14 protein-coding genes are annotated in these 22230 nt (G+C 74.7%); 5 read left to right on the top strand and 9 right to left on the bottom strand.

Annotated elements, in window-relative coordinates; translation table 11 throughout:
- Nucleotides 1-187 precede the first annotated feature (187 nt).
- Complete coding sequence (locus FBY24_RS01365; protein ID WP_255432151.1) at nucleotides 188-2323, top strand: alpha-galactosidase; 2136 nt, start codon at nucleotides 188-190, stop codon at nucleotides 2321-2323.
- 130 nt (nucleotides 2324-2453) lie between these two features.
- On the opposite strand, the gene FBY24_RS01360 is transcribed toward FBY24_RS01365, so the two are convergent.
- From FBY24_RS01360 to FBY24_RS01350, 3 genes are read right to left on the bottom strand one after another with little or no spacing between them, the layout of a single operon-like run.
- Complete coding sequence (locus tag FBY24_RS01360) at nucleotides 2454-3278, bottom strand: carbohydrate ABC transporter permease (RefSeq protein ID WP_142157432.1); 825 nt, start codon at nucleotides 3276-3278, stop codon at nucleotides 2454-2456.
- Nucleotides 3275-4243 carry a carbohydrate ABC transporter permease gene (locus FBY24_RS01355; protein ID WP_142157430.1) on the bottom strand — a complete coding sequence of 323 codons (969 nt, stop codon included), beginning with the start codon at nucleotides 4241-4243 and terminating at the stop codon, nucleotides 3275-3277. The genes FBY24_RS01360 and FBY24_RS01355 overlap by 4 nt, the downstream gene beginning before the upstream one ends.
- Nucleotides 4244-4260: 17 nt before the next feature.
- Nucleotides 4261-5589, bottom strand: a complete 1329-nt coding sequence (locus FBY24_RS01350; protein WP_142157428.1) for an ABC transporter substrate-binding protein — start codon at nucleotides 5587-5589, stop codon at nucleotides 4261-4263.
- Between the two features lie 208 nt (nucleotides 5590-5797).
- On the opposite strand from FBY24_RS01350, the gene FBY24_RS01345 reads away from it, so the two are divergent.
- Nucleotides 5798-7045 carry an ROK family transcriptional regulator gene (locus FBY24_RS01345; RefSeq protein ID WP_142157426.1) on the top strand — a complete coding sequence of 416 codons (1248 nt, stop codon included), beginning with the start codon at nucleotides 5798-5800 and terminating at the stop codon, nucleotides 7043-7045.
- Between the two features lie 51 nt (nucleotides 7046-7096).
- Here FBY24_RS01345 and FBY24_RS01340 read toward each other — a convergent pair whose 3' ends face one another.
- The 3 genes from FBY24_RS01340 to FBY24_RS01330 are packed head-to-tail and all read right to left on the bottom strand — an operon-like array spanning nucleotide 7097 to nucleotide 12536.
- Nucleotides 7097-8464: a phosphotransferase gene (locus FBY24_RS01340; protein WP_142157424.1), complete on the bottom strand. Its 1368-nt coding sequence runs from the start codon at nucleotides 8462-8464 to the stop codon at nucleotides 7097-7099.
- Nucleotides 8461-10206, bottom strand: a complete 1746-nt coding sequence (gene treS / locus FBY24_RS01335) for a maltose alpha-D-glucosyltransferase (RefSeq protein WP_142157422.1) — start codon at nucleotides 10204-10206, stop codon at nucleotides 8461-8463. Before treS ends, FBY24_RS01340 begins: the two co-directional genes overlap by 4 nt.
- Nucleotides 10203-12536 (bottom strand): maltotransferase domain-containing protein, encoded by a 2334-nt coding sequence (locus tag FBY24_RS01330; RefSeq protein ID WP_370510958.1) that lies wholly within the window; start codon nucleotides 12534-12536, stop codon nucleotides 10203-10205. The genes treS and FBY24_RS01330 overlap by 4 nt, the downstream gene beginning before the upstream one ends.
- Before the next feature lie 132 nt (nucleotides 12537-12668).
- Between FBY24_RS01330 and glgP the strand changes: the two genes are divergently transcribed.
- Nucleotides 12669-15242 carry an alpha-glucan family phosphorylase gene (glgP, locus tag FBY24_RS01325; RefSeq protein ID WP_142157420.1) on the top strand — a complete coding sequence of 858 codons (2574 nt, stop codon included), beginning with the start codon at nucleotides 12669-12671 and terminating at the stop codon, nucleotides 15240-15242.
- A gap of 63 nt (nucleotides 15243-15305) precedes the next feature.
- On the opposite strand, the gene FBY24_RS01320 is transcribed toward glgP, so the two are convergent.
- On the bottom strand, nucleotides 15306-16958 hold the full coding sequence (locus tag FBY24_RS01320; RefSeq protein WP_142157418.1) for an FAD-binding dehydrogenase: 1653 nt from the start codon (nucleotides 16956-16958) through the stop codon (nucleotides 15306-15308).
- A gap of 53 nt (nucleotides 16959-17011) precedes the next feature.
- The gene (gene glgX / locus FBY24_RS01315) at nucleotides 17012-19201 is read right to left on the bottom strand and encodes a glycogen debranching protein GlgX (protein WP_255432150.1); all 2190 of its coding nucleotides are present in this window, start codon (nucleotides 19199-19201) and stop codon (nucleotides 17012-17014) included.
- A gap of 103 nt (nucleotides 19202-19304) precedes the next feature.
- On the opposite strand from glgX, the gene FBY24_RS01310 reads away from it, so the two are divergent.
- Nucleotides 19305-20099, top strand: coding sequence for an electron transfer flavoprotein subunit beta/FixA family protein (locus FBY24_RS01310; protein WP_142157414.1), 795 nt, complete (start codon nucleotides 19305-19307; stop codon nucleotides 20097-20099).
- A 48-nt stretch (nucleotides 20100-20147) separates the two neighbouring features.
- Nucleotides 20148-21134, top strand: a complete 987-nt coding sequence (locus tag FBY24_RS01305) for an electron transfer flavoprotein subunit alpha/FixB family protein (protein WP_142157412.1) — start codon at nucleotides 20148-20150, stop codon at nucleotides 21132-21134.
- A gap of 24 nt (nucleotides 21135-21158) precedes the next feature.
- On the opposite strand, the gene FBY24_RS01300 is transcribed toward FBY24_RS01305, so the two are convergent.
- Nucleotides 21159-22157, bottom strand: a complete 999-nt coding sequence (locus FBY24_RS01300; RefSeq protein ID WP_255432149.1) for a phosphotransferase — start codon at nucleotides 22155-22157, stop codon at nucleotides 21159-21161.
- Nucleotides 22158-22230 lie beyond the last annotated feature (73 nt).

Below are 22230 nucleotides of genomic sequence, written 5' to 3'. Positions count from 1 at the left end.
CCGGGTGGTGCTCGGCCCCGGTCGCGCGTCGTCGGGCGCACGGGCGTCGAGCACCGTGTGGGGCTCGATCATTCTTAGACAACTGAACTAAGTAAGTCAACGCCCTACAGTGGGGCCGTCCGACCAGCCGACGGAGGTTGCCGTGCGTGCCGATGCGCCCGAGGTCCTGCACCTACGAGCCGCAGGGGTGAGCCTCGTGCTCGACCTCTCCGGGGGGACCCTGCCGCGGGTCCTGCACTGGGGCGCCGACCTCGGCCCGCTCGGCACCGACCTGCTCGCCGACCTGCGCACCGCAGGACGGCCCGCGCCCCGCGGCTTCGCGGTCGACGGCGAGGTCGACGTCGCCGTGCTTCCCGAGCACTCCGCCGGCTGGGTGGGCACACCCGGGCTGGTCGGCAGCCGGGGCGGCCGCGACTGGTCCACGTCGTTCCGCACCACGTCCGCCGACGTGCGCGGCACCGACCACGAGGCCGACCGTGCGGGACACCACGCCGGTGGCGCAGGGGGCGTCGTGACCGTCCAGGCCGTCGACGACGCCGCAGGGCTCACCCTCGCGCTGCACCTGGAGCTCACGCCCCAGGGCCTCGTGCGGCAGCGCGCCACCCTGACGAACACCGCCGACGACACCTACGAGGTCGGCCAGGTCACCCTCACGCTCCCGGTGCCCGCCCGCGCCGTCGAGCTGCTCGACCTCGGCGGTCACTGGGCCCGCGAGCGCACCCCCCTGCGGACCGCCTTCACGCACGGCGCGCGCGTGCGGGAGAACCGGCGCGGGCGCACCGGCTACGACGCGGCGTTCGTGCTCGTCGCCGGCACCGCCGACCTCGGGCACCGCCGCGGCGAGGGCTGGGGCGTGCACGTCGCCTGGTCGGGCAACCACCGCAGCCTCGCCGAGCGGTCCCACCACCACGAGGGCCTTCTCGGCGGCGGCGAGCTGCTGCTGCCCGGCGAGGTGCGCCTGCACCCGGGGGAGGCGTACACGACCCCCTGGGTCTACGGCCTCTACGCGGGCGCCGGGCTCGACGACCTCGCCGCGCGCGTGCACACCTGGCTGCGGGCCCGCCCCCAGCACCCCCGCCGACCCCGGCCGGTCACCCTCAACACGTGGGAGGCCGTCTACTTCGCGCACGACCTCGGCACGCTCACCGCGCTCGCGGACACCGCGGCGCAGGTGGGTGTCGAGCGGTTCGTCCTGGACGACGGCTGGTTCGGCTCGCGCCGCGACGACACGAGCGGGCTGGGCGACTGGACGGTCTCGCGCGACGTCTGGCCCGACGGCCTGAACCCCCTGGTCCGGCACGTGACGGGCCTCGGCATGGAGTTCGGGCTGTGGGTCGAGCCCGAGATGGTCAACCTCGACTCCGACCTCGCCCGGGCGCACCCGGACTGGCTGCTGCGGCTGCCGTCCCGGCTGCCCCGGCCGGCGCGGCAGCAGCACGTGCTCGACCTGGCCCGCCCCGAGGCGTTCGCGCACGTCCTCGACCGGCTCGACGCGCTCCTGACCGAGCACGACATCGCGTACCTCAAGTGGGACCACAACCGCGACCTCGTCGACGCGGGCCACGGCGAGCTCGGGGTGCCGGGGGTGCACGAGCAGACCCTGGCCGCGTACCGGCTCCTCGACGCGCTGCGCGCGCGGCACCCCGACGTCGAGATCGAGTCCTGCTCGTCGGGCGGGGCCCGTGTGGACCTGGAGATCCTGCAGCGCACCGACCGGGTGTGGGCGTCCGACTGCATCGACGCGCTCGAGCGCCAGCAGATCCAGCCGTGGACCAACCTGCTCGTGCCGCTGGAGATGATCGGCGCGCACATCGGGTCGGGCACCGCGCACAGCACGGGGCGGGCGCACACGCTCGGGTTCCGGGCCGGGACCGCGCTGTTCGGCCACCTCGGCATCGAGTGGGACCTGCGCGAGGCCGACGCCGACCAGCTCGCCGAGCTCGCCGCGTGGGTCGCCCTCTACAAGGACGTGCGCCCGCTGCTGCACACGGGCGTGAGCGTGCACGCGGACGTGCCCGACCCGGCGGTGCGCGTGCACGGTGTCGTCGCCCAGGACGGGTCCGACGCGCTGTTCGCGATCGCGACGACCGCGATGTCGGCCCAGCTGCCCGCGGACCGCGTGCCTCTGCCGGGGCTCGACCCGGACGCCGTGTACCACGTGCGCCCCCAGGCGCCGGGCGACGTCGTGACGCACGGCCTGGCGTGCCCGTGGTGGACGCCCGCGGGCCTGCGCCTGCCCGGGCGGGCGCTCGCCGAGGTCGGCGTGCGCGCCCCCGTGCTGTCCTCCGAGCGGCTGGTGCTGGTGCGCGCGACGCGCGTGTGACGGGCGGGCCCGGGACGGTCCGTGCCCGGGCGGACGACGACGGCGGCGCCGGGCCCCGGGCGGGGGCGGCGCCGCCGTCGTGCGCGGCTGGTGGTGGTGCGGCCTGCGGTGGCGCGGCCGGGTCGTGGCGCTACTTCGTGGCGCCCGACGTGAAGCCGTTGTAGATGTACCGCTGCAGGAACAGGAACAGCACCAGGATCGGGATGATCGTGATGACCACGGCCGCCGAGATGATCTCCCACTCCGACCCGTACGGGCCCTTGAAGGCGAACAGCGCCGTCGACACCGGCCGCAGGTCCGAGTCGGGCAGGTACAGGAACGGCAGGTAGAACTCGTTGTAGATGCCGATGCCCTTGATGATCACGACCGTGGCGATCGCGGGCTTGAGGTTCGGCAGGATGATCTGGAAGAAGATCCGCAGGTGGCCCGCGCCCTCGATCATCGCGGCCTCGTCCAGCGAGCGGGGGATCGACCGCATGAACTGCAGGAAGATGTAGATCGAGATGATGTCGGTGCCCATGAACAGCACGATCAGCGCCCAGCGGGTGTTGTAGAGCCCGAGGGCGTTGATGATCTGGAACGTGGCGACCTGCGTGGTGACGCCGGGCACCAGCGTGGCGAGCAGGAACATGTTGAGCACGCCGCGCCGGCCGTGGAACCGGAACCGGTCGAGCGCGTACGCCGCGGCCGCCCCGATGAGGATGGTGCCGACGATCGCGGCGGCGAACACGACGAACGTGTTGACGAAACCCAGGCCCATGCCCCCGCGGGTCCACGCCGTCGCGTAGTTCTCCAGGTTGGTCCAGCTCGCGGGGAGCGTGAACGGGTTGGTCGCGAGGAACTCCTGGTTCGTCTTGAACGAGCCGAACACGATCAGCCCGATGGGCAGGAGCATCGCGATCGAGGCGAGGACGAGCGAGACGTACTTGAACGTCGAGGTGACGGCGCGCGTCATGTGAGGTCGACCTCCTCGTCGGGGACCACCCTGCGCTGGACCCAGGTCACGAGCAGCACGATGATCAGCAGGATCACGGCCATGGCCGACGCCAGCCCGACCATCCCGCGGTTGAAGGCCATCCACACGGTGCGGATCACGAAGGTCTCGGTGCCGTTGCCCCCGCCCGTCATCACGTACGGGATCTCGAAGACCGACAGCGAGCCGGAGATGGCGAGGATGAACGACAGGCCGAGGATCGGCTTGATGGACGGCGCGATGATGTGCCGGAACTGGTGCCAGCGGTTGGCGCCGTCGAGCTCGGCCGCCTCGTAGATCTGCCCGTCGATGGACTGGATCGCGCCGAGGAACATCACGAAGTTCAGGCCCATGTACCGCCACACCGAGACCGCGGCGAGCGAGTAGTTCGCGACGTCGGGGTCGCCCGTCCACTGCTGCACGAGCGCGTCCAGGCCGGTGGCGAGCAGGACGGTGTCCAGGCCGCCGCCGGGCTTGAGGAAGTTGAGGAAGATCAGCCCGATCGCGACCCCGTTGATGAGGTACGGGAAGAAGAGGATCCCCTTCCACAGGTTCTTCAGGCGGACCTTGAACGACAGGATCGTCGCGAAGTACAGGGCGAGCGCCATCTGCACGAACGAGGCGACGAAGTAGTACAGCGAGACGTAGAAGACCCGCAGGTTGTCCGGCTCGGTGAAGACCTCGACGTAGTTGTCCGGCCCGACGAAGTTCTTGACCTTGTCCAGGCCGTCCCAGTCGGTGACCGAGTACCAGAACATGTTCGCCACGGGCAGGTAGGTCAGCACCAGCAGCAGCGCGACGGGGACGAGCAGGAACAGGTACGGCGTCAGGCGGCGCAGCCAGGGCCCGCGGCCGGTGCCGCCCGGGGTGGTCCCCCGGGCGGCACCGGCACCGGGTGCCTGACGCGCCGCCGTCCCGCTGCGCAGCGGCGACGGTGCGGTGGTCATGACGGTGCCCTCGCTCCTCAGGCGCCGACGTCGGCGCGGCCGGCGGCCCACGCCTCGTTCAGGTCGTCGAACACCTGCTGCTTGGTGCGGTCGCCCGAACGGGCGTCGTCGACGATCTGCTGGCGGTACTTGGGGTCGGTCGTGACGATGCCCGACGCGGTGTCGATGTCGGCGAACAGCGACTCCTTGCCCTCGGGCGCCGGGTTCATCGTGATGAGCTCGACCTCGTCGACGAACGACGCGAGCGCCTCGGGCACCTCGCCGTCGACCCGGGGGGACAGGCCGACCTGCGACTCCGAGAAGCCCGACTCGTTGTTGAACCAGTCGATCCACGCCCGCGCGGTGACCTTGTTCTCCGAGTTCACGTTGATGCCGAGGTTGTAGTCCCCGCCGGCCACCGCGTGGAACGTGCCGTCGACCTGCGCGGGGAACGGCATGTAGCCGATGTCCTCACGGCTGGCGCCCGCGGCCTCCGCGGCGTCCTGCATCTGCGGGATCGCCCACGACCCCAGCACCATCGTGGCGACCTCGCCGGTGCCGAGCAGCCGCTTGGACTCCTCCCAGTTCGTGGTCGTGGGGTCGGCCTCCGTGAGGCCCTGCGCGACGACGTCGTAGATGAGCCCGTCGATCACGCCGGTGTCGGTGTCCTCCGACCAGGGGGCGTCCGTCCCCGTCATCTCGTTGACGTAGTCGGGGTTGGCGGTCACGGCGCCGCGGGCGCCGTCCCACTGCGACAGCGGCCAGGCGTCCTTGTAGTTCGTGTACAGCGGCACGACGCCGTCGGCGGAGTCCTTGATGGTCTGCAGGTCGTCGAGGAACTCGTCCGGGGTGGTGGGGAAGTCCTCGATGCCCGCGGCCTCCCAGACGGCGGTGTTGTAGACGATGCCCTGCACGTTGCCGACGACCGGGATGCCGTAGGACAGGCCCTCGTAGGTCTTGTCGGCGATCCAGCGGTACTCCTGCGACATCTCGTCGAACTCGCCGAGCGGCTCGAAGAACTGGCCGAGCTGGTCGGGCGTGACGGAGCCGGGGATCGCGAGCACGTCGCCGTAGTTCGAGGTGTTCATGCGCGTGCGCACCTCGCCCTCGTAGTCGGTGATGCCCTCGACCTTGACGTCGGTGACCTCGGGGTACGCGGCCTTGAAGGTCTCGACGTACTCGTCGAACGTGCCGTCCTCGACGAGGTCCGTGCGCCAGGTCAGCACGGTGATCTCGCCCGACGGCTCACCGCTCTGGCTCTCCTCGGCGTCGCCGGCTCCGTCGCTCGAGCACGCGCCGACGAGCGCGAGCACGCCGACGGCCGTCGACGCCACCGCCAGGCGAGCACGTCGCTGGTGAAGGAACATCGTTGATCCTCTCGTCGTCGCCGGCACCTCGGTGTGCCGGCTGCGGGTGGCGGGTGCGCTCTCCCGGGGGTGACGCGTGCGCCTGGTAGATTCTTAGGCCGCCGAACAAAGTAAGTCAACGGCGTGTCGTCAGCAGGTGCGGACCGTGTCCCTATCGTTGTCCGGGACGGCGCCGCGCCACGCGGCACCACCGACCGACGGAGGACACGTGAACGGGGCCGGGCTCGGAGCCGCGCACACCAGCAGCGGTGCGGCGATCCTCGACGTCATCCGCGCTGCCGGCACCATCAGCCGCGTCGAGCTCACCCGCGTCACCGGGCTCACCGCCGCGACCGTCTCCACGGTCGTGCGGCGCCTCATCGACGACGGCCTCGTCGTCGAGGCCGGGCGCGCCGAGTCCACGGGCGGCAAGCCGCGCATGCTCCTGCAGCTCGAGCCGACCGCGCGCTACGCCGTCGGGGTCCACCTCGACCACGCCGGGATCACCTACGTCGTCGCCAACCTCGGCGGTGCGGTCGTCGCCCGCTGGCGGCGCCCCGGCGCCGGCGCCGACGACCCCCGCGACGTGGTCGCCCGCATCGCCGCCGAGATCGCGACCACCGTCGACCGCATCGGCGTGGACCCGGCCCGGCTCGTCGGCGTCGGCGTCGTCTCGCCCGGGCCCATCGCGTCGGGCACCGGCATGACGCTCACCCCGCCCGTCATGCAGCACTGGGCCGACTTCCCGCTCGCCGACGCCATCGAGGACGCCGTCGGCCTGCCCGTCCTCCTCGACAACGACGCGACCGCGGCCGCGGTCGGGGAGTACTGGTCCGGCGGGATCGGTACCGGCACGGCCTGCGCCGCGCTCTACATGGGGACCGGGATCGGCGCGGGCATCGTCGTCGACGGCACCGTGTTCCGCGGCCGCTCCTCCAACGCCGGCGAGGTCGGGCACGTGTGCGTCGACCTCGACGGCCCGCGCTGCTGGTGCGGCGCGCGCGGGTGCGTCGAGGCGTTCGCCGGGCCCGCGGCGGTCGTCGCCCACGCCGCCCAGGTCGGCCTGGCCCTGCCCGGACGGACCGTCTCCGAGGACTTCGCGACCCTCGCCCGGGCCGCCGCGCGCGGCGACGCCGCCCCGATGGCGATCCTGCGCGAGTCCGCCGAGTACGTCGCCGTCGCCGCGCACACCCTGGCGAACCTGCTCGACCTCGACACCGTCGTGCTCACCGGGCCGGCGTTCGCGCTCGCCGGGTCGCTGTACCTGCCGGTCGTGCAGGAGCGGCTCGCCGCGGGCTTCTTCGCCCGCGGGGCCCACGCGGTGGACGTGCGCATCTCGGCGCACGCCTCCGAGGCCGCCGCCGTCGGTGGTGCGGCCCTCGTGCTGCAGAGCGAGCTCGCGCCGCGGCAGCAGGGCATGCGGGTGGTCCTCGGCGAGAGCGGCGCCGTGCCCGTCGCCGGCTCCGGGGTCGCCTGAGCGGGCCGCCGCACCGGGGAGCCCGGCGGGTCGCCCCGGCCGGGACCGTCCTCAGCCGAGGAGCCGGTCCAGGCCCGCCTGGGGGATCGGCGCCCACGCCGGACGGTTGCGGGCCTCGTACACGACCTCGTACAGGGTCTTGTCGAGCTCGAGCGCGCGCAGCAGCAGCGCCTGGCCCGGGTCGTCCTGCACGCCGTACCCGCGCAGCAGACCGGCGCGCGCGGACGCCGTCCACGCGTCGGCCGCGGCGCCGCCCAGACCACCGACCGCCGCGGCGTAGTCGAACGAGCGCAGCAGGCCCGCGACGTCCCGCAGCGCCAGGTCCGGGCGGGTCCGGGCCTCCAGCGGGGCCAGCGGCTCACCCTCGAAGTCGATCACGAACCAGCGGTCGCCCGAGCGCAGCACCTGACCCAGGTGCAGGTCGCCGTGCACGCGCTGCCGGGGCGGGGTCGAGCCCAGCGCGGCCACCCGGTCCACCACCTCGCGGACGCCGGCCGCACGGGCCGCCAGCGCGGGCACCGCGGCGGTCGCCCACGCCAGGCGCGTCGTGAGGGCGACCGCGACCGCGGCCGGGCCCGTGGCGGGCACCGGCGGCACCCCGGCCGGGGCGTCCGCGGCCGGGGACGTGCCCGCGTCCGTGCCGTACGCGTCGACGAGCGCGGCGTGCATGCCGGCGACCGTCGCACCGAGCTCGTGGGCCAGCGCACCCAGGTCGGTGCCCGTCCGCGCGGCCTCGCAGGCCAGCTCGAAGCCGTCCCGTGCGCCCGGGACGAACGCGCTCAGCACCCCGAGGTAGCCGGTCGACGGCGTGCCGTCCGGGGCGGTCCAGCGCGCCGTCGCCCACGCCAGCGGAGCCGGGACGCCGTCCCAGCCCGCGCCGACCAGGTGCCGGGGCACGTCGATGTCCGGGTTCTCGCCCGCGGCGACGGTCCGCAGCACCTTGAGGATGCCGGCGGGCGCACCGTCCGTGCCCGGCAGCACGACGGACGTGTTGGACTGCTCGCCCGTGACGACGCGCGCCGCCGCGACGTCGACGTCCGCCCCGGGGCCCTCGGCGGCCGCGAGCCACGCCCGCAGGAACCGCGGGTCGCCCGCACCGTCGCGCACGAGGACGCCACCGGCCCGGCCCAGCACCCCGTCGTCGGACGCGTCCGCCGGCCCCGCAGGGACGGGGGCGACCGGCTCGAGCACGACCGGGACCTGCAGGACGACGTCGACCGAGCCCGCGTGCGCGCGCACGAGCAGCACGCGCACCTGGGCACCGTCGGACAGGCCGCCCGGCAGGACGAGCGTGCCCACGAGCGACAGGTCCGCGGACGCACCCTTGGCCGGGTACCACCGGCGTCCGGGCAGCCACCCGCGCAGCAGGTCCAGGACCTGCCGGTCGCGGTCGTCGGGGGCGCGGGCGTCGAGGGTCACGGGCGCGTCAGCTCCAGCCAGTAGAACTCCCGGGACCCCATCGTGAAGGTCATCGAGCCGTCGGGGCCCACGTCGGGGAAGTGCGCGCCCCCGAACACGTCGCGCGCGTGCATGCCCGCCATGGTCGGCATGTGCACGGTCGTGGCACGCGGGGTCGCCGCGAGGTTCGCGACGCACAGGATCGTCTCGTCGGCCGTGCGGCGCAGGAACGTCAGCACCGCGTCGTTGTCGGACGCCACGACCTCGAACGTGCCCCGGCCCAGGGACGGGTGCCGGCGGCGGACCGCGAGCATGCCGTGCACCCAGTGCAGCAGCGACGTCGGCTGGGCGAGCTGGGACTCCACGTTGACGTTGCCGTAGTGGTAGACCAGCGACTGGTTCAGCGGCAGGTACAGCTTGCCGGGGTCGGCGGTCGAGAACCCCGCGTTGCGGTCCGGGGTCCACTGCATCGGGGTGCGCACGGCGTCCCGGTCGGGCAGCCAGATGTTGTCGCCCATGCCGATCTCGTCGCCGTAGTACAGGCACGGGCTGCCCGGCAGCGACAGCAGCAGGGCGTGCGCGAGCTCGATCTCCTTGCGGGAGTTGTCCAGCAGCGGCGCCAGGCGGCGGCGGATGCCGACGTTCGCGCGCATGCGCGAGTCGGGCGCGTACCACCCGTACATCGACGCGCGCTCCTCCGTCGAGACCATCTCGAGCGTGAGCTCGTCGTGGTTGCGCAGGAACGTGCTCCACTGCCCGCCCGCCGGGATGGGGGGCGTGTCGGCGAGGATGTCGACGATCTGCGTGGCCCGCTGGTCGCGCAGCGCGTAGTAGATGCGCGGCATCACGGGGAAGTGGAAGCACATGTGGCACTCGGGCTCATCGTCCGTGCCGAAGTAGTGCACGACGTCCTCGGGCCACTGGTTGGCCTCGGCGAGCGCGATCCGGCCCGGGAACTCCGTGTCGATCATCCGACGCATGTCGCGCAGGAACTCGTGCGTCTGCGGCAGGTTCTCGCAGTTCGTCCCCTCGGCCTCGAACAGGTAGGGGACCGCGTCGAGCCGGAACCCGTCGACCCCCAGCCGCAGCCAGAACCGCGCGACGTCCATCATGGCCTCGACGACCCGCGGGTTCTCGAAGTTCAGGTCGGGCTGGTGCGAGAAGAACCGGTGCCAGAAGTACTGCCGGCGCACGGGGTCGAAGGTCCAGTTCGACGTCTCGGTGTCGACGAAGATGATGCGCGCGTCGGGGTAGCGCGTGTTGTCGTCGTCCCACACGTAGAAGTCGCCGTACGGGCCCTCCGGGTCCGAGCGCGACGCCTGGAACCACGGGTGCTGGTCGCTCGTGTGGTTCATCACGAGGTCGACGACGATGCGCATGCCGCGCCGGTGGCACTCGGCGACGAGGGCCTGGAAGTCCTCGAGCGTGCCGTACTGCGACGCCACCGCGGTGTAGTCCGACACGTCGTAGCCGCCGTCGCGCAGCGGCGACGGGTAGAACGGCGGCAGCCACAGGCAGTCGATCCCGAGCCAGTGCAGGTAGTCCAGCCGGTCGATGAGGCCGCGCAGGTCGCCCGACCCGTTGCCGGCCGAGTCCGAGAACGTGCGCAGCATGACCTCGTAGAACACCGCGGTGCGGTACCAGTCCGGGTCGTTCTCCACGGGACCGCGGGGCGGCGCCGCGGGCACGGCGGGCTGGCGGCGCCCCGGCAGCCCGCCGAGCGCCAGGGCCGCGGTCGACGGGGGCGGCTCGACGTGGCTCACGACGGCGCGCCGGGGTGCTCGAGGTGCACGACGTGCGCGACGCGGACCTGCGGGTCCAGCCGCACCCACACGCGGTCCGACCACGCGTAGCTCTCGCCGGCGAGCACGTCGTGGGCGACCACGGCGCGCCCCGCGGGCAGGCCGAACGCCGTCAGGTCGAGCTCGACCACGCCCTCGTGCGGCTGGTGCGGGTCGAGGTTGACCACCACGACCACGGTGTCCGGGCGACCGGTGGGGGAGTGCGCGGCGTCCACGTGGCGGGAGAACGCCACCAGGGAGTCGTCCGACGTCGCGTGCACCCGCACGTTGCGCAGCCGGCGCAGGGCCGGGTGCTCGCGGCGGATCTCGTTGAGCCGGCCGACCAGCAGCGCGATGCCGAGGTCGTCGGCGCGCGCCCAGTCGCGCGGGCGGAACTCGTACTTCTCGTTGTCGATCTGCTCCTCGACACCCGGGCGCGGCACGTTCTCGACGAGCTCGTAGCCGGAGTACACGCCCCACGTCGGGGCGCCCAGCGCCGCGAGCACCGCGCGGACCGCGAAGCCCGTGGTGCCGCCGTGCTGCAGGTACGGCGGCAGGATGTCGTGCGTCGTCGGCCAGAAGCTCGGGCGCATCCACGCCGCCTCCGGTCCGCCGACGCGCGCCAGGTACTCCTCCAGCTCGGCCTTCGTGTTGCGCCACGTGAAGTACGTGTACGACTGGTGGAAGCCCACCTTGCCGAGCGTGAGCATCATCGCCGGGCGCGTGAACGCCTCCGACAGGAAGAGCACGTCGGGGTGATCCGAGCGCACGTCCGCCAGCAGGCGCTGCCAGAACGACAGCGGCTTGGTGTGCGGGTTGTCCACGCGGAACGCGGTCACCCCGTGGTCGATCCACACCTGCAGGACGCGGCGGACCTCGGCGTAGATCCCCTCGGGGTCGTTGTCGAAGTTCAGCGGGTAGATGTCCTGGTACTTCTTCGGCGGGTTCTCCGCGTACGCGATCGTGCCGTCCGCGCGCGTCGTGAACCACTCCGGGTGCTCGGTCACCCACGGGTGGTCCGGGGACGCCTGCAGGGCCACGTCGAGCGCGACCTCCATGCCGAGCTCCTTGGCGCGGGCCACGAACGCGTCGAAGTCCTCGAACGTGCCCAGGGACGGCTCGATCGCGTCGTGCCCGCCGTCGGCGGAACCGATCGCGTACGGCGAGCCCGGGTCGCCCGGGACGGCCGTCAGCGAGTTGTTGCGGCCCTTGCGATGGGTCCGGCCGATCGGGTGGATCGGCGTGAGGTACACGACGTCGAAGCCCATCGACGCGATGCGCGGCAGCTCCTGCGCCGCGGTGCGCAGCGTGCCCGAGCGCCACTCGCCCGTCTGAGGGTCGCGGTGCGCGCCGTGCGAGCGCGGGAACAGCTCGTACCACGAGCCGGCGAGCGCGAGCTCGCGGTGCACGACGAGGGGGTAGCGCCGCGACAGCGTCACCATGTCGCGCAGCGGCGTGCGGGCCAGCGCGGACTGCACGGGCGCGGACAGGCCCGCGGCGAGGCGGGCCTGCGGCGGGCGGTGCGTGTCGCGCAGCGCGGTCACCGCGTCGCGCAGCACCTGGGCGTCGGTGGGCGGCATGGCCGCGGCGCCGCGGCGCTCGGCCGCGCGGTGCAGCAGCAGCGCGCCCTCGGTGAGCATCAGCTCGACGTCGACGCCCGCGTCGACCTTGATCGCGGCGTCGTGCGACCAGGTGCCGTACGGGTCGGACCACGCCTCGACGCGGAACGACCAGTCGCCCTCGGCGTCGGGGACGAGGCGGGCCTCGAGCCGGTCCAGCCCGGGGGCGACGTCGACCATCCGCGCCCACGAGTGGTCGGTGCCGTCGGGACGGACCAGCACGGCGGTCGCGCCCACCGCGTCGTGGCCCTCGCGGAAGACCGTCGCGCGCACGGGCACGGCCTCGCCGACCACGGCCTTGGCGGGGAAGCGCCCCTCCTCGGTGACGGGGTCGACGTCGATGATCGGGATGCGCCCCACGGGCAGCGCGCGGGCGGGGGCGGCACCGCGCCGGCGGGGGCGGGCGGCGACCTTGCGGGCGACGGACCGACGGGGGGTGGACGGGCGTGGCCGGCGGCGGCGCTGGGGGGTGGCCGAGGGGTCGGCGGCCGGTGCGGCACCGGCGTCCTGGGGTGCGCGGACGATCGGGATCGCCTCGGTCGCGGGGCTGCTGGAGGAGGGCAGGGCGCGCGGCGCGGGGGCCGGTGCAGCCGTCGGACCGGTCGGTGCACCCCCCGGGACGGCGGCGGAGGTGGCCGTGCGGGGCGGGGTCGCGTCGGCCGCGGGGGTGCGTCGTGGGCGCGGGGAGGTCACGGTGACGAACCTATCGGCCGACCCGGGGTCGCGGCACCTGGGAGGTCGTCACCCGGACGGTCGTCCGGCACCGGTCGCACCTCGTCCGTCCGGAGGGCTGTGGGATACGCCCGGAATGCGTAGTCTTCGGCCGTGAGAGCGATCCGACGGTTCACCGTCCGCACCGTGCTGCCCGAACCGCTGGCCGAGCTCGACGTGCTGGCGCGCAACCTGCGCTGGTCGTGGCACGCGGGCACGCGCGACCTGTTCGCCGGGCTCGACCCGCAGGTGTGGGAGCAGGTCGGGCAGGACCCGGTGGCGCTGCTCGGGGCGCTCTCGCGCGCACGGCTCGCCGAGCTCGCGGCCGACGACGACGTCGTGGCGAAGGTGCGCGCGGCCTCGGCGGACCTGGCCGCGTACCGCGAGCGCCCCCGCTGGTACCAGCGCCAGACCGGCGAGCACCTGCCCGACGCGGTCGCGTACTTCTCCCCGGAGTTCGGCGTCGCGCCCACGCTGCCGCAGTACTCGGGCGGTCTCGGCGTCCTGGCCGGCGACCACCTCAAGAGCGCGTCGGACCTCGGAGTGCCGCTCGTGGGGGTCGGGCTGCTGTACCGCTCGGGGTACTTCCGGCAGGGGCTGACCCGGGACGGCTGGCAGGTCGAGCACCTGCCCGTGCACGACCCCGACGGCCTGCCGGTGGCCCTGCTGCGCGACCGGACGGGCGAGCCCGCGGCGGTGACGCTGGGGATGCCGGGCGGCCGGACGCTGCGGGCCCACGTGTGGGTGGCGCAGGTCGGCCGGGTGCCGCTGCTGCTGCTGGACTCGGACGTGCCGGGCAACGACGACGAGGCCCGCGCGGTCACGGACCGGCTGTACGCCGGCTCGGGCGAGCACCGGCTGCAGCAGGAGCTGCTGCTGGGCGTCGGCGGCGTGCGGGCGCTGCGGCTGTGGTCGGAGCTCACGGGCGCGCAGGACCCCGCGGTGTTCCACACGAACGAGGGGCACGCCGGGTTCCTCGGGGTGGAGCGGGTCCGCGAGCTGGTCGAGGAGGGGGTCGACGCCGACGCCGCGCTCGAGCTGGTCCGCACGACCACGGTCTTCACCACGCACACGCCGGTGCCCGCGGGCATCGACCGGTTCGACCGTGCGCTGGTCGGCGCGTACGTCGAGGCGCTCGACACGGGGGGCCACCTCGAGACCGACCGTGTGCTGGCGCTGGGCGCCGAGGAGCACGCGGGCGGCGACCCGCTGGTGTTCAACATGGCCCTCATGGGGCTGCGGCTGTCCGGGCGGGCCAACGGTGTCTCGCGCCTGCACGGCAAGGTCTCCCGCGAGATGTTCGGGCCGCTGTGGCCGGGCTTCGACCCGGTCGAGGTGCCGATCGGCTCGATCACGAACGGCGTGCACGCCCCGACCTGGGTCGCGCGCGAGGTCACCGACCTGGCCACGCGCCGCATGAAGCCGCACGACTCGGCGACGGGCGCCGGCTGGGTCCGGCGCGACCTCGTCGACGACGTCGAGCTGTGGGAGCTGCGGACCGGTCTGCGCACACGCCTCGTGCAGGACGCCCGCCGCCGCGTGCGCGCGTCGTGGCAGGCCCGGGGTGCCGCCGAGTCCGAGCTCGGGTGGGTGGACGACGCGCTGTCGCCCGACGTCCTGACGATCGGCTTCGCGCGGCGCGCGGCCACGTACAAGCGGCTCACACTCATGCTCGCGGACCCCGAGCGGTTCCGGGCCCTGCTGCTGCACCCCGAGCGGCCCGTGCAGGTGGTCGTCGCGGGCAAGGCCCACCCCGACGACGACGGCGGCAAGCGCCTGATCGCCGACCTCGTGGCCTTCGCGGACGCGCACGACGTGCGGCACCGGATCGTGTTCCTGCCCGACTACGACATGCGGATGGCCGCGACGCTGTACCCCGGCTGCGACGTGTGGCTGAACACCCCCGTGCGCACGCGCGAGGCGTGCGGGACGTCGGGCATGAAGGTCGCGCTCAACGGCGGCCTGCACCTGTCCGTGCGCGACGGGTGGTGGGACGAGTGGCACGACGTGCGCCACGGCTGGGTGATCCCCACCGCGGACGACGTGGACGACCCGGCGGAGCGGGACCGGGTCGAGGCGGCCGCGCTGTACGACCTCCTCGAGCACCAGGTCGCGCCCACGTTCTACGACCGCGACGAGCGTGGCGTGCCCGTGCCGTGGCTCGCCATGGTCCGTCAGACGCTCGCGACGCTCGGGCCGAAGGTGCAGGCCACGCGCATGGTCGCCGACTACGTGGCGCACATGTACGAGCCGGCGGCCCGTGCGGGGGCGACCCTCGCGGCCGACGACGCCGCCGGGGCGCGCGAGCTCGCCGCGTGGAAGGCCCGCGTGCGCGCGGCGTGGTCGGACGTGCGGGTCGACCACGTGGACTCCTCCGGCGTCGGCGACGCCCCGCAGGTCGGGGACACCCTCGCCGTGCACGCGTGGGTCTCCCTCGGCGGGCTGCGGCCGCAGGACGTCGAGGTGCAGGTGCTGCACGGCACGGTCGACGACGACGAGCAGCTCGCCGACCACACCGTCCGGGCCCTCACGGTCACCGAGGAGCTCGAGGCCGGGCGCTGGGTGTTCGGCACGCAGATCGGGCTCACCGGCACCGGCCACTTCGGCTACACCGTGCGCGTCGTGCCCCGCCACGAGGCGCTGACGTCGGCCACCGACCTGGGGCTGGTCGCGACCGCGGGCGACTGACACCGGTGGGCCCGCGCCCCGACGCGCGGGCCCACCGGTGTCGTGACGCCCGGGCGCGCGGGCTCAGAGCGTGGCGGCGAGCGCGCGCCCCGCGGTGCGGCCCGTGAACAGGCAGCCACCGAGGAACGTGCCCTCCAGCGCCCGGTGCCCGTGCACGCCCCCGCCCCCGAACCCGGCGGCCTCGCCCACGGCCCACAGCCCCGGCAGCACCTCGCCGTCCGGGCGCAGGACCCTGCCCTCCAGGTCGGTCGCGACGCCGCCGAGGGTCTTGCGCGTGAGCACCTGCAGCCGGACCGCGTGCAACGGGCCGTGCGCGGGGTCGAGCATCCGGTGCGGGGGCGCGACGCGCACGAGCCGGTCGACGACGTACCGGCGCGCCATCGCCGTCGCGGTGACCTGCAGGTCCTTGCCCAGCCCGGTCGCGACCTGCGCGTCGCGGGCCTCGATCGTGCGGGCCAGCCGCTCGCCGTCGACGCGGTCGGTCCCGGTCAGCGCGTTCATCGCCGCCGCGAGCCCCGCCGGGGTGCCGGCGGTGACGAAGTCCGGGGAGCGGCGTGCGAACTCCTCGACGGGCCCGACGGCACCGGGCAGGACGCGCTGCGCCAGCGCGGGCACGCTGCGGCCGGTCAGGTCCGGGTTCTGGTCCGACCCGGACAGCGCGAGCTCGGCACCGAGGACCGTCCGGTCCAGCACGAACCACGAGTGGTCGTCACCCCGGCCCGTGACGTGCCGCAGCGCGCCCAGGGAGTCGAAGCCCGGGAACAACGGCGGCGGCAGACGGTGCCCGTCGGCGTCGAGCCACAGCGCGCTGGGGCCCGGCAGGATCCGCACGCCGTGCCGCGACCACACCGGCGACGGGTCCGCCACACCCTCCGGGTAGTGCCACATGCGGTCCGCGTGCGCGACGTGCGCCCCCGCGTCGCGCGCGGCGGCGATGCCCGAGCCGTCGACGTGGTCCGGCACGCCCTGGAGCATCCGGTCCGGCAGGCGCCCGGCGCCCGCGGGCCACGCCGCGCGCACGAGGTCGTGGTCGGCGCCGATGCCGCCCGTCGCGACGACGACCGCGGGTGCTGCGACCTCGAACGCCCGCACCGCGCGCCGGGTGCTCGGCGCCCCCCGCGGGGCCGGGTCGGGGGCGAGGTCGTCGCCCCGGACGCCGGTGACGTGTCCGTCGGTCGTCACCAGCGCGGTGACCCGGTGCCGGGTCCGCACCTCGACGCGCCCGTCGGCGTGCGCGTCGAGCAGGGTCCGCACGAACGGCTCGAGGACGGCGGGGCCCGTGCCCCAGGTGATGTGGAACCGGGGCACGGAGTTGCCGTGCCCGTCGGCCAGGTACCCGCCGCGCTCGGCCCACTGCACCAGCGGGAACCACCGCACGCCGCGCGCGTGCAGCCAGGCGCGCATCTCGCCGGCGGCGAAGTGCACGAACGCCTCGGCCCACGCGCGGCCCCACCGGTCCGTGCCGTCGTCGGCGAACGCGGCCGAGCCGTACCAGTCGGCCAGGGCCAGCTCGGCGGAGTCGTGCACCCCGAGGCGACGCTGCTCGGGCGTCCCGACGAGGAACAGCCCGCCGAACGACCACCACGCCTGCCCGCCGAGGCTCGCGGCGGGCTCCGCGTCGAGCAGCAGGACGCGCCGCCCGGCGTCCAGGAGCTCGGCGGTGGCGACCAGGCCCGCGAGCCCGGCACCGACGACCACGACGTCGTGGGATCCCATGGGGCGACCCTACGCACCGGGCCAGCACGGCGGGAGGGGGACGGGCGGGCGGCTCAGCTGCGGACGTACACCCGCATCGACAGCGGCTCCAGCGGGGTCGTGGTGCCCGGCTCCAGGTGCAGGGCACCGGTGATGGCGCTCGTGCGGATCTCCGCGGGGTGCTCCCACACCGAGTCCCACGCCAGCTCCCACGGGCCGCCGGGCACCGACGGCAGCGTCACGTCGACCGCGTCGAGCGCGCCGTTGACGACGAGCAGCACCTGGTCGGCGTCCGGGGGCGGGGCCACCCGCAGCATCTGGAACGTCCGCACCGACGCGTCGTGCCACCGGCCGTGGTCGAACTCCGTGCCGTCGGCGACATACCAGGCGAGGTCCTTCTGCCCGCCCGGCACGCGCGGCGCCCCGCTGTAGAACCGGTCGGTGCGCAGCGCGGGGTGGTCGCGGCGCAGCGCCAGCAGGTGCCGGGCGGTCGCGAGCTGGTTGGCCCGCCACGGCGACAGGTCCCAGCGGACCCAGGAGATCTCGTTGTCCTGGCAGTACGCGTTGTTGTTCCCGCGCTGCGTGCGCCCCGTCTCGTCGCCCGCCGTGATCATCGGGGTGCCGGCCGACATGACCAGCGTCGCGAACAGGTTGCGCACCGACCGGCGGCGCAGCGGGGCGACGTCGACGGCCGGCGACGCCTCGTCGACCGGCCCCTCGACACCGTGGTTCCACGACCGGTTGTCGTCCGTGCCGTCCCGGTTCTGCTCCCCGTTGGCGGCGTTGTGCTTGTGGTCGTACGCCACCAGGTCGGCCATCGTGAACCCGTCGTGGGCCGTGACGTAGTTCACCGACGCCCGCGGGCCCCGCACGAGCGGCGGCGAGCCGTGCCCGAACAGGTCGACCGACCCCGACAGACGCGTGGCGAGGTCGCGCATGCGGTGCCCGGGCAGCCCGTGCGCCGCACGCGCGGGGTCGGCGAGCCAGAACGAGCGCACCGCGTTGCGGAACCGGTCGTTCCACTCGGCGAACGGCGGCGGGAACTGCCCGGTGCGCCACCCGCCCGGGCCGACGTCCCACGGCTCGGCCACGAGCTTGAGCCCGTGCAGCACGGGGTCCGTCGCGGCGGCGACGAGCGTCGCGTGGTCCGGCCGGAACCCGTCGTGCCCGCGGCCCAGGGTGACGGCCAGGTCGAAGCGGAAGCCGTCCACGCCGACGACCTGCGCCCAGTACCGCAGGGAGTCCATGGTCATCTGCACGACCTGGGGCCGGCGGAAGTCCAGCGAGTTCCCCGTGCCGGTCACGTCGACGGGCGTCGCCGGCACCGCGCCGTCGTGCAGGTAGTAGAACGCGTGGTCCAGCCCCCGCCACGACACGTGCTGGCCCGGCAGCCCGCCCTCGCACGTGTGGTTGTAGACCACGTCGAGGACCACCTCGATGCCCGCCTCGTGCAGCGCGTGCACCGCGCCGCGCAGCTCGGCGAGCACGGCGGCCGCCCCCGTGGCGCGCGCCGTCGCCGTGGCGTACGCGGCGTGCGGGGCGAAGAACCCGAGCGTCGAGTAGCCCCAGTAGTTCGTCAGGCCCTTGGCGACGAGGTGCGGCTCGGAGGCGAACGCGTGCACCGGCAGCAGCTCGAGCGTCGTGACACCCAGGCCCAGCAGGTGGTCCACGACGGCCGGGTGCGCCAGGCCGGCGTAGGTGCCCCGCAGCTCGGACGGGACGCCCGGGTGCAGGCGCGTCAGCCCGCGCACGTGCGCCTCGTACACGACCGTGCGCGACCACGGGTGGTACGGGCGGTTCGCCGCCGGGTCCGGCCCGGGCAGGTCCGTGGTGTCGACGACGACGCCGTGCGGCACGTGCGGCGCGGAGTCGCGGTCGTCGGCGGGGCCGTAGGGGTCGCCCCGGAGGTCGTCGTCGACGACGTGGCCGTACGTCTGCGGACCGTGCGCCAGCTCCCCGACCAGCCCGCGCGCGTAGGGGTCGACGAGCAGCTTGGCGGGGTTGTACCGCATGCCGTACGCGGGCTCCCACGTCCCGTGCGCGCGGAACCCGTACCGCTGCCCCGGCCGCACGCCCGGCACCGACGCCGACCACACGCCCAGGCGCGGTCCGTCCAGCGGCACGCGGCGCTCGGTCGGGGCGTCGTGCGGCCCGTCGAGCAGGCACAGCTCGACGGCGCTCGCGTGGGGGGCGAGCACGGCCACGTCGACGCCCGTGCCGGTGACGTGCACGCCGAGGGAGAGGGGGCGAGGGCTGGCGGTCACGCCCTCATGGTGGCAGGACGCGCGACCTGCAGGTGTCACCGGTGTTTCCACCTGACGAACACGCAGGCCCGGCCCGGCCCCCGCGGGAGGTAACGTTCGGCCGGTGAGGATCGTCGTCTGCGTGAAGTTCGTCCCCGACATCCAGTCCGACCGGCAGCTCGGTCCCGACGGGCGCGTGGTGCGCGACCTCGGCGACGGCACGCTGAACGAGCTCGACGAGAACGCCGTCGAGGCGGCGCTGACGCTCGCCGAGGAGCACGACGGCGAGGTCGTCGTGCTCACCGTCGGGCCGGACGACGCCGTCGACGCCGTGCGCAAGGGCCTGCAGATGGGCGCGGCGCAGGCCGTGCACGTGCTCGACGACGACGTCGCCGGGTCCGACGCGATCGGCACCGCCACCGTGCTCGCCGCCGCCGTGCGGCACCTCCACGCGGCCGAGCCCGTCGACCTCGTGGTCACCGGCATGGCCGGCCTCGACGGGCTGACGTCGCTGCTGCCGACCGCGCTCGGGGAGCTGCTCGACCTGCCGTCCCTGCCCCTGGCCGCCCGCCTCACGGTGGACCCGGGCGCCGGCACCGTCACCGTCGAGCGGCGGCTCGACCACGCGAGCGAGACGCTCACCGCGGCGCTGCCCGCGGTCGTGTCGGTCACCGACCAGGCGAACGCCCCGCGGTACCCCAACTTCAAGGGGATCATGGCGGCCAAGAAGAAGCCCGTCACGACCCTCACGCTCGCGGACCTCGGCGTCGACCCCGCGACGGTCGGCACCGCCGGGGCCCGCACCCAGGTGCTCGCCGCGGCGCCGCGCCCGCCCCGCGAGGACCGCGTGCTCGTCCAGGACACCGGCGACGCGGGCACCCGCCTGGCCGCCTGGCTCGTCGAGCAGAAGCTCGTCTGAGCCGCGCCGTCCCCGTGCCGCGCTGACCACCACCCCGGAGGACCCGACGTGACCGCCACCCCCGTGCTCGTCCTGCTCGACCACGCCGCCGACGGGACGCTGCGCCCGCCCGTGCGCGAGCTGCTCACCCTCGCGCGCACCGTCGCCGACGGCGCCCCCGTGCACGGCGTGTGGGCCGGCACCGCCGACGTCGCGCCCGCCCTGCCCGTGCTGGCCGCGCAGGGCGTCGCGGCCGTGCACCGGCTCGTCGCCGACGCGGACCTGCACCTGTCGTCCGTCGTCGCGGACGGTCTCGGGCAGCTCCTCGACGCGACCGGAGCCGGGCTGCTGCTGCTCGTGTCGTCGTTCGAGTCCAAGGAGGTCGCCGCGCGCCTGGCGGTGCGGACCGGCGCCGGCGTCGTGACCGACGCGGACGGCCTCGAGGTCGCCGACGGTCGCCTCGTGGCCCGCAAGACCGTGCTCGCCGGCACGTGGACGACGCGCTGCGCGATCACCACGCCGGTGGCCCTCGTCACGGTCAAGGCCAACGCCGTGCCCGCCGCCGACGCCCCCGCGGCCACCGAGCCCACGGTCGTCGACGCACCGGTGCAGGTGTCCGCCGCGTCGCGTCGCGTCCAGCTCGTCGAGCGCACCGAGCGGCCCGCGTCCGGGCGACCCGACCTCGGCTCGGCGCACGTCGTCGTGGTCGGCGGACGCGGCACCGAGGGCGACTTCTCGCCCGTCGAGGACCTCGCCGACGCCCTCGGCGGCGCCGTGGGCGCCACCCGCGTCGCCACCGACGAGGGGTGGATCGGCCACGACGCCCAGATCGGCCAGACCGGCGTGACCGTCGCGCCGCGCCTGTACGTCGGCGCCGGCGTCTCCGGCGCGGTGCACCACCGCGGCGGCATGCAGGCCTCCGGAACGATCGTCGCGGTCAACGCCGACGCCGACGCGCCCATCTTCGAGATCGCCGACTACGGCATCGTCGGCGACCTGTTCACCGTCCTGCCCCAGGCGGCCGCCGAGGTGCGCCGCCTGCGCGCGCAGGGCTGAACCCCCGGGTCGCGACCGGACCCGTCAGGACAGGTCGCGCAGCCACCGCAGCGTCGCGGCGGCCTGCGCGGCCTGGAACGGGCGCAGGTTCGGGATGCCCACGGGCGCGGGCCTGGTCGACGACCACGCGTACCAGCCGGCGAGCCCGGTGAGGAACGCCCGCAGCTCCTCGCGCGTCACACCGTCCGCGACGGGCCGCTGCGCGAAGAGCCGCGCCGGGTCGCCGCCGCCCTGCAGCGCCACGCTCGGCAGCATGAACGCCAGGTCCAGCCACGGCGCACCCACGCTCGCGTGCGGCCAGTCGATGAGCCACACCCGGCCGTGCGACTCCTCGATCATCACGTTGTCGGCCCGCAGGTCGCCGTGCACGAGGCTGTCGCCCGCGCACACCCGCAGCGCGTCCTGCTCCCACAGCACGAGGTCCTCGAGCCGGTCGAGAGCCCAGCGGCCCGGCTCGCCCACGGCCGCGGCCATCGCCTCGCGGGCCGCGTCGTCGGCCGCGAGCAGGTGCCGCCAGCCCTGGAAGTCCTCCGCCAGCAGGTCGTCGGTGCGGGGCAGCTCGTGGCCCGGCACGGGCTCGGCGTCCGCGAGCGCGTCGACCGCCGCGAGGACCCGCTCCAGGTCGTCCGGGCGCCACGGGAGCTCCGGCGAGCTGCCGTGCACGGCCTCGAAGCCGAGCAGCACCCACTGCCCGTCGTCGTCCGACCACAGCAGGCGCGGCGCGGGCACCTGCGGGGGCAGGGCGCGGGCGGCGCGGACCTCGGCACGGGCGAGCTCGGGGGCCTGCGGGTTCTGGTCCGCGGAGACGGCCTTGACGAAGACGTCGTGCCCGTCGCCGAGCTCGAGCACGGCGACGAACCCCGGCGAGAACCCGCTCGTCGGGGTGGTCTCGGCGCTCACGCGGGCGCCGGCACGGGTCTGGATGCGCTCGCGGACCGACGTCGGCAGGTCGCGCCAGTCGAGCCGCTGGCCGCCGAAGGCGAGCGGCAGCGCGATGACGTCGTCGGCACTCACGACGCTCATCCTGCCAGGTGCACCCGGGGACCCGTCGGCGACGCCCGTCCCGTGGGCGGCCTCGGGCGCCGCGGGCGTTCGT

The sequence above is a fragment of the Cellulomonas sp. SLBN-39 genome (assembly GCF_006715865.1).
Lineage (GTDB): Bacteria > Actinomycetota > Actinomycetes > Actinomycetales > Cellulomonadaceae > Cellulomonas.
The sequence above is the reverse complement of the archived record's forward strand: the minus strand, read 5'-3'. Positions and strand labels throughout refer to the sequence as shown.

What these genes read in the sequence shown, in the direction of transcription:
- FBY24_RS01360 (WP_142157432.1), bottom strand. Translation starts at nt 3,278, where the DNA reads ATGACGCGCGCCGTCACCTCGACGTTCAAGTACGTCTCGCTCGTCCTC.
- FBY24_RS01355 (WP_142157430.1), bottom strand. Translation starts at nt 4,243, where the DNA reads ATGACCACCGCACCGTCGCCGCTGCGCAGCGGGACGGCGGCGCGTCAG.
- FBY24_RS01350 (WP_142157428.1), bottom strand. Translation starts at nt 5,589, where the DNA reads ATGTTCCTTCACCAGCGACGTGCTCGCCTGGCGGTGGCGTCGACGGCC.
- FBY24_RS01320 (WP_142157418.1), bottom strand. Translation starts at nt 16,958, where the DNA reads ATGGGATCCCACGACGTCGTGGTCGTCGGTGCCGGGCTCGCGGGCCTG.
- FBY24_RS01300 (WP_255432149.1), bottom strand. Translation starts at nt 22,157, where the DNA reads ATGAGCGTCGTGAGTGCCGACGACGTCATCGCGCTGCCGCTCGCCTTC.